Origin of the sequence: Lachnoclostridium sp. Marseille-P6806 (genome assembly GCF_900625025.1) — a bacterium.
Lineage (GTDB): Bacteria > Bacillota > Clostridia > Lachnospirales > Lachnospiraceae > CAG-791.
Genome location: NZ_LR130591.1, coordinates 1 through 17798, shown reverse-complemented (window position 1 = coordinate 17798; position 17798 = coordinate 1). Strand labels below are relative to the sequence as shown.

Sequence of the window (17798 nt, the reverse complement as noted above, 5' to 3'; positions counted from 1 at the left end):
CAGATGACACAAACAGCGTATTTTCAAGGTATTTTGCACTATCTGTTGAAGGCCAGCAGGTGAATTTATAGAGATCAGGACTGATTTAGCCCGCTTTCTATTAACGTAATTTTTGAGGTTTCAGTGTCACAATTGGAAATGCAGGAGCTTTTAGCAAGTTACAAACTTCCTGCCAGCATTTTGATGTCTATAAAACTTTATTACGACAAATTGCCACAGTTAAACTACAATATGATCCGCGGAACTGTAATCGCCGCCATGAGGACTTTTATGCCTAACACCTCTGATTATTCGTATCGTGCATTAACAGGCTTTCATGAAGAAATTAAAAAGAAAAATCTTATACAAGAATCCACCAGAACTTACAGTCAAATCATTCAACGATATGAAATGGAGAACTTTTTCCTGCAAAAAATTACTGAGGGAGATGTTGATGGTGTAAAGATTGCCCATGAAACCATGGTCAGCAATTTCTATCTTAGAGAGGATAAATCTGCCGAAACCCTTTATGCCACAAACAGTAATGGTTTTGCCATTCTGAGAACGCTTGCAAGAAAAGCTGCGGAGGATGGCGGCGCAGCTATCGTAAAAATAGATGAAATCACCCAGGAAAGTATCCAGAAATTCGACAGAGCGCGTACTCCGTCTGAAACGGCAATCGTACAAAAGGATATGTTAATTGCACTCACCCAGGCCGTTTCTGATGCCAGGAGCCTGGACAAATATTCACCGGTAATAAGGAAAGTATTAGAATATGTAAATGCAAATTATACAACTACCATTTTGATCCATCATTTATCCAAAAAATGCAAGATCAGTCCGGAGTATCTTGCAAGACTATTTAAAAAGGAGCTTGGCAGTACTCCAACAGAATATATTACTGCTTTACGCACCAAAAAAGCTGCCGAACTCCTGAAAAACAGCAATCTGTCAGTAACAGATATTGCTGAGTACGTAGGATATTCCGACAGCAATTATTTTGTAAAGGTATTTAAGAAACACTATGGACTAACCCCCTCTGCATTTAGAAGAGGGAATGTATCTTTGCAATAGTCTACATAAATCAGATAAAATCTTTAATCTTTAAGCCGCCACTTATCGTGCCAGTGTATTTCCGGTTTTCCATCCCTGAAAGTCAATTGAAGCGCCGCGCCCCAAAATCTACACAAGCATTCTCATACTGCTCCCTTAACAGAGCAGATGATCCTTAAAGAATATCTAAGGCCGTTCATACAGTCGGAGCGTCTCGGCGCCGTAATAGCGTGCCACGGCCGCATTTGCCCAGCCCTCTCCGTCCTCCGAGAGCCCCGGCGCCTTGAAGAGTTCCGGCGTCCGACAGGTCATGGCAGGGGCAAACAGCTCCCGTTCGCCTCGCTCTGCCTGCTCCTCCAACGCATCCGTCATCCGCCTGTACTGCGCGTCAAACTCCGCCGCCTCCCCGGAACACAGTTCCTTGACCGCCTCTGCGGAATGAAAGCGGGAGATCCCCTCTGTCCGGGCGGTAAAAAGGAGAAGCAGCGCCGCGATGCCGGCAGCCGCCGCGACACCGTCCCAGCGCCGTACCGGAGTCCGGTTTTTCCTCCCTGCCGCAGCGTATTTTCCCCGCCTCATACGGATTTCCCGCGCGGTCCGTATCCATAGGGCCTCCACAAGAATCAACAGGATGCAGGCAGAATAATAATAGATATCGATCTGCCGCTCCGCTCCGCTGTTGCCGATTGCATAAAGCGGAGGTGTAAGCTGCGACGCAAAGAGGAGAAACACAAACGCCGTAACTGCCAGCGAGCGGAGGATAAGGATAAAAATACTCCTGTCTTTCGCACCGGCTCCCCCGCTCCTCCTCATACCGTCCGCAACGCCGCCCATCCTGCCAAGAACCGCTCCCGCCAGAATAAGAAGCGCAAGCAGCGGAGGATCCGCCCATGAGGCGAGAAGCGCCACGCTCTCCAGAATCGATGCCGCAATCGCCGAAGCAGCCGAAAGCCCCGCCGTCCCGGCGGCCCCCGCCCGGACGGCATTGCCCGGCGCTGCGGCGCTCACCGCAAACGACAGGAGAAGCGCCGCCAGCACGGTACACAGAGGCCGCCGCACCGGAAGCCTCCTCCGGTACCCGAAGATCGTCGCCGCTGCAAGAAGCTCGGCACCAAGCAGCGCCGTTGTGTAATTCCCCCCTCCGATCGCCGCACCGGCGAGCATAAGAAACAGCGCACGAAGGGGAGATATTCTCAGAGAGCCGGCTGCACGAAGCAGCGCACCGGCAAGAAAGAGCATCAGGGCAAACATCAGCGTATAGTAGCCGGCCCCGTTCCACCAGTAGAAGCTGTCCGCGGGGTAGGGAACCCGCTGCACCATCACAAACAGCACCGCAAGAGACAGCACTTGCGCCTCTCTCCTGCCGCCTCCCAGAACCCGGGCAACAAACGCATGAAAGAAAAACAGCACTGCCGCCATAAGCGCTCCCAGCATGACAAACGCCGTGAGGAAATACCAGCGCTGTCCGAAAATCCCGGGCTGCAGGGAAAAAACCAGCTCCGAGAACCATGTCCCCTGCCATTGCATGTAGGTGCGCACCATGTGGCGGAATGCGCCCGCAAGGAGTCCGGTCAGACCGGCCCCGCTCCGCAGGGCGCCGTAGGTTTCCACCGCGCTGGAATAGTCATCTGCCGCCGGATGCGCATAGAATGACATCCGCAGCAGAGGGATCAGTCCTGCGGCATGCAGCGCAAAGAGGAGCGGGAGCAGAACCGGATATTCTTTTCTGCACGGCGTTTTCTTCTGTCTCCCTGTCATAGCCATCTCCATCAGTCCCGCTGAAAAAGGTCTCTCGTGTATACCCTGCCGCGCACCCGGTCGAGAGAGCTGTCATAGCGATTGGCGATGATGCAGTGACAGCGGCTGATAAATTCATCAAGATCGTTCACCACAAGACTCCCGAAAAACGTGCTGCCGTCCGCCAGCGTCGGTTCATATACGATCACCGTGGCTCCCTTGGCTTTGACCCGCTTCATGATACCCTGAATGGAGCTCTGCCGGAAGTTGTCGCTGTTGCTCTTCATCGTAAGGCGATAAACGCCCACCACCACCGGATGCTCCCGGTCCGCCGAGTATTCCTCGGAATTCCCGTATGCTCCGGCGATTTCGAGAACTCTGTCCGCGATAAAATCCTTGCGGGTGCGGTTGGAATCCACAATCGCCGTCATCATATTCTGCGGCACACTCTCGTAATTGGCGAGGAGCTGCTTGGTGTCCTTGGGCAGGCAGTAGCCGCCGTAGCCGAAACTCGGATTGTTGTAATGCGTGCCGATTCTCGGGTCGAGGCAGACCCCGTCGATGATATCGCGGGTGCTCAGCCCTTTCATCTCCGCATAGGTATCGAGCTCATTGAAATAGCTCACCCGAAGAGCAAGGTAGGTGTTGGCGAAGAGCTTGACCGCCTCCGCCTCCGTAAATCCCATAATCAGAGTATCCACGGACTTTTTGATCGCCCCCTGCCGGAGGAGGCGGGCAAAAGTCCGGGCCGCGTCAAGAAGAGCCGCGTTCTCCCTGTCGGTGCCCACAATGATGCGCGAGGGGTACAGGTTGTCATAGAGTGCCTTGGATTCACGCAGGAACTCCGGACTGAAAAGAATCCGATCCGTATGATATTTCTCCCGGACCGATACGGTGTAGCCCACCGGGATCGTCGATTTGATGATCATGAACGCCGAAGGATTCACCCGCAGAACCAGTTCAATGACCGCCTCGACCGCCGAGGTATCAAAATAATTTTTCTTCGGATCATAATTGGTCGGCGCGGCAATGACCACATAATCCGCCTCGCGGTACGCACCGGCGCCGTCCAGCGTCGCCGTCAGATCAAGCGTCTTCTCCGCGAGGTACTTCTCAATATACTCGTCGCGGATCGGCGACTTTCTCTGATTAATCAGCTCGACCTTTTCCGGGATAATGTCCACCGCCGTGACATGATTATGCTGAGCCAAAAGCGTCGCAATCGAGAGCCCGACATAGCCGGTTCCCGCAACCGCGATGCGATAGCGGGGAAGCGACTCTTTCTCTTTGGCAGCCGCCTCCCGTGCATCATCCGCAAACATCGCTGTGATATCGAAATCCAGCGCCTGACCGAGTGCCTCCAGCTGGCGGATCGACGGCACATACTCTCCAGATTCAATATGACTGATCATCGCCCGGTGTATTCCCGTCGCATCGGCAAGCTGCTGCTGCGTCATTCTGCGCGCTTTGCGGCTTTCCAATACCATTTCTGCCAGTTTCTCAGAGGATAATCGCTTCATCATTCACCCTTTCGGCCCGTTTTCTGCCGTCCCTGTCTGTGATCCACGCATTTGTTATTCACGACAACATAATATATAAATTTTATCGGCTTATCAAGGGATTCTCCCCGACTTTTGTGTATTCCATGTTACTTCTCACAGCAGTCTGCCGCAGGCCGTTTCCCGCGAAGCAAAAAACGGGCTGTGAAAAAACGAGGCTGACCACTGCCAATCGCGCTTATGCTTCAAAAATAAGCACGGTATGTAAGTGACTGCTCTCCGTTTTCACAGCCCTGATATTCCCGGAATTGCAAAACACAAAATGAACAGGCAGTGATGACAATACGCCCTGCGCGCCGCATTGCCTTACAGCGGATCCCTGCCGCGCTGTCCTCAGCGAGGCGTAATAAGGGATTGCAGGTTCACCCCCGCGATATTGTTCGCCATGCTGATATAGGTTCCCGCGTCTGCTTTATCAATGTGCTGGTAATACTCCCATGCCAGCTTGTGTCCTCCGCCGAGCCCGGTCAGTCCGTTGGCAAGGCCGGTCGCGATCTCACCCCCATCGTCCTGCTCTCTGGCAAGAATAAAGCCGTCAACATGGCTGTTGGCCATTGCCTGCAGATAGCCGTAGACGACCGAAGCCGCCTGCAATTGTTCCCCCGCAAGAGAGGTATAGCCCTGCTCGGAAAGAAGAACGCTGCGGACCGCGCCGCTCGGCGAACGGAATGCCGGCTGGCTCAGATAGTCTGTCACCACATCGATGTTCTGCATGGAGACAAAGGGTGTATCCGCGCTGTGCACGATGCTGGCACCTGGAGCCCATGCCAGCGCATTGGTCATAGGATAATTGTAGGGATGATATGCCAAGCGCCAGTCGATGTTGCCGGTAGAGGAAATCAGCGCGTTAAAGCTGTTCAAGAAATTCACACTGCTGTAATGCCCCCCCGCATAGGCCCGGTTCCACTGCTGATCGAGACAGGTATACACTCTCGCGTTGGCGTTCTCGGTTTTCAGTACATTGTAGAAGATGCGGAACGCCTTGGCGTACTCGCTGATAAAGGTCGCCATATCCGCGTTCATGTAATGCCAGATACTGTACGCGTTGACCTCGTTGCCGATGATCCAGTTGTCCACCGTGCCGTGCCCGGTGCCGGAATAGCGCTGTCCAAGAAAAGCGGCGACCGCCTGCAGCTTTTCAATCCCCGCCGTCTCAAGCGTGTTGAGCGCATAATAATTCGCACCGCCGTATGCACGGGACAGAGGATGAATCAGCGTAGGATCGCCCGTGCGGTTATTGAGAAGAATCAGCGTCACCTCAATCCCGTACCCGTTCATCTGCGGAACGAGCTTGTCGTACTGCCCGACAATGGCCTGATTGAAATGATAGATCTTGCCGTTGTACTGGAACGGAATCATGGCTCCGCCCGCCGCACAGAGGTTACCGATCGGAACATTATACGTGATCTGATGGACGCCCAGCGCTTTCAGGTCGCCGGAGTCCAGCAACGCCGCCGAGGGAAGAATTCCCTTTTTGCCGGAATAGTTTCGCACCGCCGCTCTGGCGGCCGCCGCCTCCGGATTGGAGATATACTCCTCAGAGCTGCTGACCGTATACATGACGCCGCCCTGCTTCACGGCGACAATAAACTTCCTGCAGAGATTGGAATTGACCAGATTCTTATTGAGAGGAAAGCCGAACTGCGCATAGGCTGCCGCCGGAGCCGTGGCAACCTGCGTGCCTGCGTTCTCGGGCAGCAGAGGGGTGCCGGGCGCCGCCGCCTGATTCATATCCTGCGCATACAGATAATAAAGACCGTCGTCCGTCCCGGGAACCGCGGACGCGGATACCCGGACAAGGACACTTCCTCCGGAGATCTGTGCTCCGGTAATATTGACTGTCTCCACAGGAGCCGCGCTGACCGTTTCCGTTCCCGCAGAAAAGCCGAAAAACACGCCCAGTGAAAGTGAGCAGATCATGCCCGCCGCGGCGAGAAGTCTGCGAAGCGCCGTGTGTGCCGTTCTCTTCAATGTTTATTCCTCCGTGATTTTCTGTGTTTGCGAAAATGCACAGCTTAAATCACAAAGAAAAAGCTGCTCGCGCATCTTCAGTTATTGCAAAAATGTTGCGGACAGCTTTGATTATCGCATGAAGAACGGCTTTTCTCAATAAAAAAAGAAACAAAAGTGATTTCTCGGCAAAAGTACGTTCCCAAGCATAATTTATCTGAATATTCCGTCGTTCTCTCCTCCGACGGCATGCCGGATCAGCTCCTGCGAAAAACCCCGGCGGTACAGGAAAGCCATGGTCTTCTGCTTCTCTTTCCAGTCCGCTCTCTCCGGATCATAGCCCCGCTTCGCAAGGAGTCTCCTGATCTGCTCCTCCTCCCGCTCGCGGAGTGCGGCCTCTCCGCCCTCCCCGGACAGAACGTTCCCGAACGCCTGCTCCGCCGTCTCACCGGACACGCCGCGCGCACTGAGATCCCGACAGATTCTCATGCGGCTCTTATCCGCCAGATGACAGCGAATGTAATTCTCTGCAAAGCGAAGATCATCAAGATCCCCCGCCTCTTTCAGCGCCTCCGTGACCGTGCGGATTGTCTCCTCGCCGTGGCCGTCGCCCCGGAGCTTACGGCAGAGTGCCGTCTCCGTGTAATCCCGATCTTTCAGAAGAGCGCCGCAACGCTGCATGGCGCGGCGACGGAGCAGTTCCATGATTTCCGCCAGCGCCTGGGCGTCCAGCTCCGCCTCTTCCTCGATCCGATACTGCGTGAGCTCCCTGCGGTACAGAGCAAAGCTCGTTCCGTCCTCCAGCGTCACCGCCGCTCTCCTTTTATCCCGGTCCTCAACCGATACGACTCTCACTTGTCGTTCTGCTCCGCCTGATCGTCCGCATCATTCCCGGAGCGGCGCTCCGCTTTGCCGCTCTTTCCGCCTTTCGCCGATTTTTCCACGCGGCTGGACTTTTCAAAATCCAGCGTGTCCGCCGCCGGCGCAATGCCGTAGCGCTCCCTCACCTTTGTCTCCAGCTCACTGCAGAACTCCGGATGCTCGAGAAGATACTGTTTGGCATTCTCACGCCCCTGTCCGATCTTGTCTCCGCCTGAGTAGTACCACGCGCCGCTCTTCTGCACAACATCCGCCTTGACGGCCAGATCGAGAATATCTCCCTCGCGGGAAATCCCCTTGCCGAACATAATGTCGAACTCAGCCTCCCTGAAAGGCGGAGCAATCTTGTTCTTGACCACCTTGACCCGGGTGTGGTTGCCCACCACCTCTCCGCTTACCTTGATCGCCTCGACACGACGGACATCCATTCGGACGGAGGCATAGAACTTCAGCGCCCGGCCGCCGGTCGTCACCTCCGGATTGCCGTACGTCACACCGACCTTTTCACGGAGCTGATTGATAAATACTACCGTACAGTTGGACTTGCCGATAACCGATGTGAGCTTGCGCAGCGCCTGAGACATCAGACGCGCATGGAGGCCCACGTGAGAGTCACCCATCTCTCCGTCAATCTCCGCCTTGGGAACCAGCGCCGCAACGGAGTCGACGATCACAATGTCGATTGCCCCGGAACGCACCATGGTTTCCGTAATTTCAAGCGCCTGCTCGCCGCTGTCCGGCTGGGAAATATAGAGATTGTCAATATCTACGCCGATGTTCTTCGCATAGACGGGATCCAGCGCGTGCTCTGCATCAATAAAGCCCGCAATGCCGCCGCGCCTCTGCACCTCGGCCACCATATGAAGAGTCAGCGTCGTCTTACCCGAGGATTCCGGACCGTAGACCTCAATGATGCGTCCTCTGGGAATGCCGCCCTGTCCCAGCGCAATATCGAGTCCGAGAGAGCCGGTCGGAACGGTCTCCACATGAATCAGCGAGGACGGGTCTCCAAGGCGCATCACCGCCCCCTTGCCGTACGTCTTCTCGATCTGCATCACGGCGTTGTCGAGCGCCTTCATCTTCTGTTCGCGGTCTGCTGCTGTACTCATTCTGATCTGCTCCTTTTCGGCACTTGAAATTCCGGAATTAAGCCGTCCGAACATCTGTTCGGCCGCTGAGTCCATATTATATGAGAGACGGATATTTGTCAAATGCTGCACGAATCTGACGCGGCAGACACAAAGCGGGCAGAAACCGGCCGCAACTTCAAAAAGGGAGGGAATCCGTCCACGGGAAGAGTTCCCGTGAACGGCCGGCAGAACACCGGCCATCCGATATGCCGATTATAACGCCCGCCGACGGATATTACAAGTAAAAGTCCCTGTACCACTCGGCAAAGCGCCGGAGGCCCGTGCGCAGCGGCGTATCGGGGCGGAAGCCGAAATCCTTCATGAGCGGCGCGGTATCCGCATAGGTGACGGGCACATCCCCCGGCTGCATCGGAACCAGCTTCTTATGCGCCTCAAAATCATAATCCGCAGGCAGAACGCCGGCGCGGATCAGCTCCTGCTGCAGTATATCCACAAAATCCAGCAGATTTTCCGGATGGCTGTTCCCGATATTATAGAGACAGTACGGCGGCACGGGGAGGCCGTCCTCTCCGGTTCGCCGCTCCGGCGCGGCCGTCATGACCCGGTGCACCCCCTTTACGATATCGTCCACATAGGTGAAATCTCTCCGGCAGTTCCCGTAATTGAAGATCTCGATAGTCCTGCCCGCGCGGAGCCTGTCCGTAAAGCCGAAATAAGCCATGTCCGGTCTTCCCGCCGGGCCGTAGACCGTAAAAAAGCGCAGACCGGTGCAGGGAATATCATAGAGCCTGGCATAGGCATGCGCCATCAGCTCATTGCTTTTTTTGGTCGCCGCGTAGAGAGAAACCGGATGATCCACCGGATCCTCGGTGCTGTACGGAATTTTTGCGTTGCTCCCGTACACGCTGGAGCTCGACGCATAAACAAGATGCGAGACACCCGGCTTTCCTCCGTCATAGCTGTGTCGGCACGCCTCGAGAATATTGTAGAAGCCGATGAGATTCGATTGAAGATACGCATCTGGATTCGCAATGGAATAACGCACGCCCGCCTGCGCCGCAAGATTCACCGCCAGCTCCGGCTGATATTCCGAAAAAATACCATCCACGGCCTGCCGGTCCGCGATATCCGCCCTGACGAAGAAAAAGCCGGAGCCCTTCGCTCCCCGCGCCGCCTCCCGGATCTGCGCAAGACGCCATTCCTTGAGGGAAACGTCGTAATAATCGTTCATATTGTCGACTCCGACGATGCGCACCGGCTGCACCGTGCGCAGGAGCTCCAGAATCAGATTCGCTCCGATGAAGCCTGCCGCGCCGGTGACGAGAATCGTCTTTCCGGCAAGATCAATATTCGATGTACGCATTCCGCACTGTCCTCCTGTCATTCCCGGTGGCGGAAGCAAAAAACCTGTCCGTCCCCGGTACTGCGGCGCCTGCCCTTCCGCCATGCTATACCGTAAAGGCCATGAGCCCGAGCTTGGAGATCTGCACCTCGCGGATCAGTATTCCCCGCGCCTTTTTTTCAGATACGCCGAGCCTTACGAGATCCTGAAGCTTTATGATCTCCTCCCGGTAGTGCGTTTCCTCCCGTCCGAGACCAAACAGCGTCTTTGCCTTAAAGGGAACGCTGCAGCGGAGCTTCACCCGAAGCTGATCGTAAACAAGATAGGACCGGTCTTCCGGCTCCATATAATAAAAGTGCGATTCCAGCGTCGTCTCCGGCTCCACCTCCCGCAGTATCCAGTCCGCCACGATGCGCTTCAGCTTCAAGTTTGTCGTCTTGTCCTCCAGAAGCTCCTGATAGGTACAGCGCGCGCCGTAGTACAGAGCCGTCAGATCGTTCATCTGGTAGCGGAAATCCGCATTGTTCTCGTTCGTGATGTTAAGGCTCATCCGCTAAAACCCCTGTCCTCCGGAAAGCTCCGGGATGTTGTCCGCGCTCGCCCGGACAGCCTCCATGATCTCCTCTTCCGTGAGCTCGCCCTCTTCGGCGAGCTCCATGACCGTGACCTTTCTCCCAAGCGCCTCCGCGAGCTCCTTTGCCGCATCGGCGACACGGTTCACACGCTCCGCCAGAGCCTCGTCCTGTCCCTGCATGCGGATATTCTCCTCGATCAGTTCCTCCATGGCGTTCATCATGAGCTCCACAAGGCGTCCCTCCACCTCCTGCGGCCCCTCGAGAGGCGCAAGCAGCGCCGTCCCCCGCACCAGAGCCTCATTCCCGGCTCCGATCAGATCCTCCAGATATACACCCTGTCCCGCATACAGCTTTGCGACGTCGAGAACCCGCGGCAGCATCAGCTCCGCAAGGCGACTCTGCGCCCCCCGCTCTCCCGCCATGGCCGCGAGCTTGACGGCGTCGAAAACACCGCTCTCCGGCTGCTCGATGGCCGCGACCAGCGCCTCATAATCGCGGAGGCAGGCATTCTCCTCCTCCGTGAGGCGCTCCTCCAGCGGAATCGGACTGCCGATGCCGACACCGGCGGCGGAAAGGTACTCCTGCACCTGCCGAAGCTGTTCCTCCTTAAGGGAAAACTCCCCGAGCTCCTCCGCAAGCTCCTCTTCCGTGATTACATTGCCCTGATCTCTCGCTTTTTCAAGAAGCTTCTGCAGAGCCTTGAGAAACAGTGTCTCTTCCTCTTCCGCCGCGCGGTTTTCTTTTTTCATATCACTCCATCCGTCAACAGACATATCTTCTCCATGGCGTTCCATGATCCGCCCCGGAATCCTCAGCTCTCCGTCCTCCTGGGCGGCTCCATTTTAACATGTCCCTGTCCGTCGAAACTACCGGGATCGCCGGCTTTCACATGCCTGTGCGTAAAAATATGATCAGAGCAGTATTCAAAGCTGCCCTCACACTTGCTGCAGTACCGGAACTCCAGCTCCGGGTTGCTCCGCTCCGTCCGCCCGCACACCGCGCAGCGATGGCGCGCACCGGAATCCGCTCCCGGAAAGGGCACCACAGTTCGGCCTCTCTCCGCGCTGCCGGAAGCCTCTCCCGTCCGGACGGCGCCCCGCCCATCGGTCTCCGGGGGATTCCCGGCTCCCCGCGGGCCTCCCTGACTTCCGTGCATCCATCCGTCGCTTCCCCGCCGCCAGCCGTTTGCCCCGGCCGCGCTGCGTTTCCACGCCGACCGCCGCCGGATCTCTCCCGGACTCATGCGCCTCCAGTCGCGGGAACGCAGCCAGAGCACGAGAAAATTGAGGAGAGAGGCGATGATCGCAATGCGCACCGGCATGGGAGAAACAAACAGCGTGTAGAGCATGTAGACCGCATCCAGAATGCCGAGCCACTTTACCTTGACCGGAATGATGAACATAAACAGCACCTGCATCTCCGGGAAGGTCACGGCATAGGCGAGAAAAATCGACATATTGACATAGTAGGTGCTGAATACCTGCGAATAAAGGCGGAAATAGTTCTCCGCGCCCGCAGCGGCAAGCGTTTGTGCGTCAAAGGCATAGGCCCAGCCCATCAGTGCAAAGGCGCCCAGCACCGTCAGCAGCATGCCGCCGAAAATATACTCGTTGTAGCGCCATGTTCCCCATGTCCGCTCCAGAGCTGTCCCGATGCTGTAATAAAAAAACAGCATGATGAGAACGAAAAAGAAATTCGAGAGCTCCGGGGGAATCAATATCCATGTGAGCACGCGCCAGACCTGCCCGTGCAGAATCGCATAGGGATTCAGCGTGAGATATTCGGGAAAATCCGCATTGACAAAGGCGATCATATAGCCGAATGCATAACACAGAATCAATGCAAGCGACAGATTGCGGATCGCATAGCGGCCAAGCCTCCGCTCAAGCCTGCGGTCAAATTCTTCAAAGCTCATATGTTTCCTCCATATGATGTTTTTCTGTATAAATGCCCGATATCAGTGCCTCTCTCCGGCGCAGACCGCCCTGCGGCGGCAATGCTCCGGCAAAAAGCTCCGGCTGCGAATGATTCTACCACAGTTCGCCTTGCATGGCCCTATTTTAGACATTTTTAAGTTTTTGGCGGGGGCCGTCAGATTGCTTTCTGATGAACCCCGCTCTATAATCCTAGTGTTTGCAGCGAGGCGTATTTTCACTCGCATATATATGTAGCTTTTCCGCCGTCTCCCGTCCCGCGCCGCTCTGCGCTGCCGGAGGGCGCAGACGCCGCATTGAGGTAGCTATGATTTCCAGAGATTACACGTTAGGCATCGACATCGGTTCCACAACCGTCAAAATAGCCATTCTTGACTCCGCGCACACCCTCCGGTTTGCGAATTACCGCCGCCATCACGCCGATATTCAGGCGACGCTCCGTGTCCTTGTGGAAGAGGCGGAGCAGGAGCTCGGTAACATCACCGTCCATCCCGTCATCACCGGCTCCGGCGGTCTTGCTCTCGCGAACTGCCTCTCCGTCCCGTTCACGCAGGAGGTCATCGCCGTCTCCACCGCGCTGCAGGAGCTCGCGCCCAAGACGGACGTCGCCATTGAGCTGGGCGGCGAGGACGCCAAAATCATCTATTTTGAAAACGGCAATGTCGAGCAGCGCATGAACGGTATCTGCGCCGGAGGCACCGGCTCTTTCATCGACCAGATGGCCTCTCTCCTCCAGACCGATGCCGCGGGGCTCAACGAGTACGCGAAGAGCTACCGCTCCCTGTATACCATCGCCGCCCGCTGCGGCGTTTTTGCCAAATCCGACATACAGCCTCTGATCAACGAGGGAGCGACAAAGGAGGATCTTGCCGCCTCCATTTTTCAAGCTGTTGTCAACCAGACAATCTCGGGGCTCGCCTGCGGCAAGCCGATCCGCGGCCATGTCGCCTTTCTCGGCGGCCCGCTCCACTTCCTTTCCGAGCTGAAAGCCGCCTTCGTCCGGACGCTGAAGCTGGATGAGGAGCATACCATCGATCTGGAAAATTCACACCTGTTCGCCGCGATGGGCTCTGCCATGACCGCCCGGGAGGAGAGCTCTCTTCTGCTGGATGCCCTTATGGACAGGCTTCGCGGCAGCATTCATATGGATTTTGAGGTCGCCCGCATGGAGCCCCTCTTTGCCTCGCATGAGGAATACGATGCGTTTACGGAGCGGCACCGAAGGGCAAGGGTCGTCCGCGGAGACCTCTTCTCCTATCGCGGCCGCTGCTATCTCGGCATCGACGCCGGCTCCACCACAACCAAGCTCGCGCTCGTCGGAGAGGACGGGTCGCTTCTCTATTCCTTTTATTCCGGCAACAACGGCTCCCCTCTCAAAACAGCGGTCCGCTCGATCCGTGAGATCAAAGAAGCTCTCCCCCCGGAGGCGGAGGTCGTCGCCGGGTGCTCCACCGGTTACGGCGAGGCGCTGCTCAAGGCCGCATTTCTTCTGGATTACGGCGAGGTCGAAACGATCGCGCATTATTATGCGGCCGCTTTCTTTGATCCCGAGGTGGACTGCATCCTCGATATCGGCGGACAGGACATGAAGTGCATCCGCATCAAAAACCATGCCGTGGACAGCGTTCTTCTCAATGAAGCCTGCTCCTCCGGCTGCGGCTCCTTTATCGAGACATTCGCAAAATCACTTGATTACACGGTGCAGGATTTTGCCGCGGCCGCTCTTTTCGCGCCTCACCCGATCGACCTCGGCACCCGCTGCACGGTATTCATGAACTCCAAGGTAAAGCAGGCGCAGAAAGAGGGCGCAGAGGTGGCCGACATCTCCTCCGGGCTCGCATATTCCGTGATCAAGAACGCCCTGTTCAAGGTCATTAAGGTTTCTGACGCGGCCTCTCTCGGCCGTCACATTGTCGTGCAGGGCGGCACGTTCTACAATGACGCCGTCCTCCGCTCTCTGGAAAAGATTGCCGGAGGCGAGGTCGTCCGGCCGGATATCGCGGGCATCATGGGGGCGTTCGGCGCGGCTCTCATCGCAAAGGAGCGCTACCATCAGGCCCGCCGGGAGAATCCGGAGCATCATTCCTCCATGCTCTCCTTTGAGCAGATCGAGGCATTGGAATTCCAGACCTCCATGGCAAAGTGCAAGGGCTGCACCAACGCATGCCGCCTCACCATCAACCGATTCACGGGCGGACGTCAGTATATTTCGGGCAACCGCTGCGAGCGGGGACTCGGCCGGACCAAAAATGAGACCGGGATCCCGAATCTCTATGAGTACAAAAACACGCGGCTCTTCCATTATGAGGCGCTCCCGGCGGACAAGGCCCTCCGCGGAACCGTCGGCATCCCCCGCGTGCTGAATCTGTATGAAAACTACCCTTTCTGGGCGGTCTTTTTCCGTCGGCTGGGGTACCGCACCGTGCTCTCTCCCGCTTCGACGCACAAGCTCTATGAGCTCGGCATCGACTCGATTCCGTCCGAATCCGAATGCTATCCGGCAAAGCTCGCGCACGGTCATGTCGCGTGGCTCATCCATGAGGACGTGGATTTTATTTTCTATCCGGCCCTGTTTTACGAAAGAAGCGAGGTCGACGGAGCGGACAATCATTACAACTGTCCCATCGTCACCTCCTATTCCGAAAACATCCGCAACAACGTGGACGAGATTTCCAGCGGGTGCGTCAAGTTCCGCAACCCGTTCATGGCCTTTACCTCTCTTGAGACGGTCACCGACGCGCTGGTGCGGGAATTCTGCTCCCCCGAAAACGACAGAGAGCGCTATGCCTATACGGCGGATGATGCCGCGGAAAACGGGCGCTTTGACCGGGCGGCATATCTCTCCGAGGCGGCCGGGAAGCCCGGCTGGTACTGGGAGCATCCGCTTCGGAGCGAAGAGGTGATCACCGCCGCAAAGGAGGGCTGGGAGGAGATGGCCGCCGCCCGCGCCGATATCGCGGCAAAGGGCGAGGAGACGCTCCGCTATATGGAGGAGCATCATGTTCCGGGCATAGTCCTTGCAGGGCGCCCGTATCACATCGATCCCGAGATCAATCACGGCATTCCCGAAATGATCAGCAGCTACGGCATCGCCGTGCTCTCCGAGGACGCAGTTTCTCATCTCGGTCACCCGGACCGGCCCATCATCGTCCTCGACCAGTGGATGTATCATTCCAGACTCTACGCCGCGGCGGACTATGTCAAAACGCGCGATGATCTGGACCTCATCCAGTTAAATTCCTTTGGCTGCGGCATCGATGCCGTGACGACCGATCAGGTAAACGACATCCTCTCCGATTCGGACAAAATCTACACCTGTCTCAAAATCGACGAGGTCAACAATCTCGGCGCGGCCCGCATTCGCGTCCGCTCCCTCCTCGCGGCTCTCAGGATCCGCGACAGGGAAAATCTGAAAGCCCTGCAGGAGAGCTGCTCCGCGGCCGGTCCGGACGGAATATCCCCCGAGCCGGACAACATCCCCGCGGCCGCCCCGACAGGACGGCGGATCCGTTCCTCCGCGATACGGAAAGTTCCGTTTACGAAAGAGATGCAGACAGAAAACTACACTATACTCTGCCCGCAGATGTCCCCGATTCACTTTGATCTCATCGAGCCCGCCATGCGTTCGGTCGGCTACAACTTTGTCGTTCTGAACAACGCGACAAAAAACGCGGTCGATTACGGCCTGAAATATGTCAATAATGATGCCTGCTACCCGTCGCTCTGCGTCATCGGACAGTTCATGGAGGCGCTGGATTCGGGCAAATACGATCCGGACCGCACCGCCATCATCATGTCCCAGACCGGGGGCGGATGCCGGGCGTCCAACTATGTCGGCTTCATCCGCCGCGCTCTCCGGAAAGCCGGGATGGAGCAGATCCCGGTCATCTCGGCCAATATGTCCGGACTCGAGGACAATCCGGGCTTCCGGCTGGAGCTGAACACCATCATCCGCGCAGCCTTTGCCTGCGTATTCGGAGATGTCTTCATGAAGTGCCTATACCGCGTCCGCCCCTACGAGCTGGAGCCGGGTTCGGCCGAGGCGCTTCACCAAAAATGGCTGAAGAAATGCACGGAGTTTCTGACCACGGTCAGAGGCCCCCGCTTCGGCGCCATCCAGCGCATGTGCCGGGAAATCATCCGCGAGTTCGACGCTCTCCCCCTCCGGGAGGAACGCCGCCCCCGCGTCGGCGTCGTCGGCGAGATTCTGGTCAAATATTCGCCTCTTGCCAACAACAATCTGGTGGAGCTTCTCGAGCAGGAGGGCGCAGAAGCAGAGGTTCCCTCTCTCATGGGCTTTATGCTCTACTGCTTCTACAACCAGATCTACAAGGCAAAGGAGCTGGGAACCTCGCCCCGGACGGCCCGTCTCTGCCGGCTCGGCATCGACGCGATTCAGTTCTTCCTGCGGCCGATCAACCGGGAGCTCAGAAAAAGCCGGCACTTCGAGCCTTTCGTCTCGATTTACCGTATCGTCGAATACGCAAAGCCGATCGTCTCCATCGGCAACCAGACCGGCGAGGGCTGGTTCCTCACCGGCGAGATGGTTGAGCTCATCCACGCCGGCGTGGGCAATATCGTCTGCATACAGCCTTTCGGCTGTCTTCCGAATCACGTCGTCGGCAAGGGCGTCATCAAGGCCATCCGGCGGCAGTACCCGGCGGCAAATATCACCGCCATCGATTACGACCCGGGTGCCTCGGAGGTGAACCAGCTCAACCGGATCAAGCTGATGCTCTCCACCGCGGAAAAAAATCTCGCAAAGGAGAGAGCACAGAAACAGGCCGCCGTCTCCTGAAAAAGCAAAAATAAAACCCTCGAAAGTTCGTCTTCTGCGATTCGTCTCGCTGCGATCTTCCGAGGGTCTTACTGTCCATGCGGACTGTCCATGTTATCCAATGGTCTTATACCTCCGCTCCGTATGTGATCCTCTTTCGTCCTCATTCACTTCTGTACGTCAGTACCTGTGATGTCAGATCTCATTCCCAGCCTCATCTCTCTCGGATCTCTTATGAACCTTTCTCGTCGGCTCATACCGGGAAGCTTTCAGAAGAATGGATTCTGAAACGCATCACTCTTCATGATTCTGAATCGGATCAGTTTGTTTACCGGTTCCTGATGTATTTTTTTATACTTCTTTGAACCTCTACTGAAACTGTGGACTGTACCTTCCTTTCAGAAAATGCTCCTTTATCGTACTTCCATGAGGTATTCCGTTAAGTGTTCATCGGTCTGGCTGTCCTTTCACAGCAGTCTTTGAATCTTTACTGATTCCCTCCATGTTATGTGTTATGTACTCGGTGTTCGTCCTCCACCCTCTTCCTGAGTGGACACCGTTTGTTGTTTCTTTTGTTGTCTTTAGTATAGGTAATCGTCTGTTATATGTCAACTCATTCTTAAATATTCTGTAAAGTCGCAAAATATAATACAATTGACTTCTGCTTTCTCGGCTGCAAAAACTGTATCTGCAAAATGATACAACTTGCCCGTTCCCGTCACGCAAGAGGATATTTCTTTGTGAGCTCCGAGACGATATGTCTCGCCTTTTCAATACCGTCCTCTTTCTCACGGACCCGTCTTTCGGATTTAGCACTATAATAGTTTAGGACTTTATTCAGAGGCCATATCTCTCAAACCAGCGTAATTGCTGGCTTTTTTTATTTTGTGAAAGCTTGACAAAATCTTTTGTTTTCTCTTGT

General features: G+C 56.0%; 11 protein-coding genes. 2 read left to right on the top strand and 9 right to left on the bottom strand.

Translation table 11 applies throughout. The annotated features are described in order from the left end of the window. The first annotated feature begins 123 nt into the window (after positions 1-123). Positions 124-1053, top strand: a complete 930-nt coding sequence (locus E0E20_RS13065; protein ID WP_130838619.1) for an AraC family transcriptional regulator — start codon at positions 124-126, stop codon at positions 1051-1053. A gap of 165 nt (positions 1054-1218) precedes the next feature. On the opposite strand, the gene E0E20_RS13060 is transcribed toward E0E20_RS13065, so the two are convergent. The 9 genes from E0E20_RS13060 to E0E20_RS13020 all read right to left on the bottom strand — a co-directional run bounded on the left by E0E20_RS13060 (position 1219) and on the right by E0E20_RS13020 (position 12080). Further along, positions 1219-2790 carry a DUF6056 family protein gene (locus tag E0E20_RS13060; protein WP_130838618.1) on the bottom strand — a complete coding sequence of 524 codons (1572 nt, stop codon included), beginning with the start codon at positions 2788-2790 and terminating at the stop codon, positions 1219-1221. A gap of 11 nt (positions 2791-2801) precedes the next feature. Then, the gene (locus tag E0E20_RS13055) at positions 2802-4289 is read right to left on the bottom strand and encodes a nucleotide sugar dehydrogenase (protein ID WP_130838620.1); all 1488 of its coding nucleotides are present in this window, start codon (positions 4287-4289) and stop codon (positions 2802-2804) included. A gap of 372 nt (positions 4290-4661) precedes the next feature. After that, entirely contained in the window at positions 4662-6299 is a 1638-nt protein-coding gene (locus E0E20_RS13050) for a DUF5722 domain-containing protein (RefSeq protein WP_130838617.1), read from the bottom strand. A gap of 192 nt (positions 6300-6491) precedes the next feature. Then, positions 6492-7133: a regulatory protein RecX gene (locus tag E0E20_RS13045; protein ID WP_130838616.1), complete on the bottom strand. Its 642-nt coding sequence runs from the start codon at positions 7131-7133 to the stop codon at positions 6492-6494. After that, positions 7130-8266 carry a recombinase RecA gene (gene recA / locus E0E20_RS13040; RefSeq protein WP_130838615.1) on the bottom strand — a complete coding sequence of 379 codons (1137 nt, stop codon included), beginning with the start codon at positions 8264-8266 and terminating at the stop codon, positions 7130-7132. The genes E0E20_RS13045 and recA overlap by 4 nt, the downstream gene beginning before the upstream one ends. Positions 8267-8522: 256 nt before the next feature. Further along, entirely contained in the window at positions 8523-9611 is a 1089-nt protein-coding gene (locus E0E20_RS13035) for an NAD-dependent epimerase/dehydratase family protein (protein ID WP_130838614.1), read from the bottom strand. Between the two features lie 85 nt (positions 9612-9696). Further along, positions 9697-10140, bottom strand: coding sequence for a hypothetical protein (locus tag E0E20_RS13030; RefSeq protein ID WP_130838613.1), 444 nt, complete (start codon positions 10138-10140; stop codon positions 9697-9699). 3 nt (positions 10141-10143) lie between these two features. After that, complete coding sequence (locus E0E20_RS13025; protein ID WP_165444110.1) at positions 10144-10938, bottom strand: RNA polymerase sigma factor region1.1 domain-containing protein; 795 nt, start codon at positions 10936-10938, stop codon at positions 10144-10146. Positions 10939-10976: 38 nt separating this feature from the next. Continuing rightward, positions 10977-12080, bottom strand: a complete 1104-nt coding sequence (locus tag E0E20_RS13020) for a hypothetical protein (RefSeq protein WP_130838611.1) — start codon at positions 12078-12080, stop codon at positions 10977-10979. A gap of 326 nt (positions 12081-12406) precedes the next feature. On the opposite strand from E0E20_RS13020, the gene E0E20_RS13015 reads away from it, so the two are divergent. After that, entirely contained in the window at positions 12407-16897 is a 4491-nt protein-coding gene (locus E0E20_RS13015; protein WP_130838610.1) for a 2-hydroxyacyl-CoA dehydratase, read from the top strand. Positions 16898-17798 lie beyond the last annotated feature (901 nt).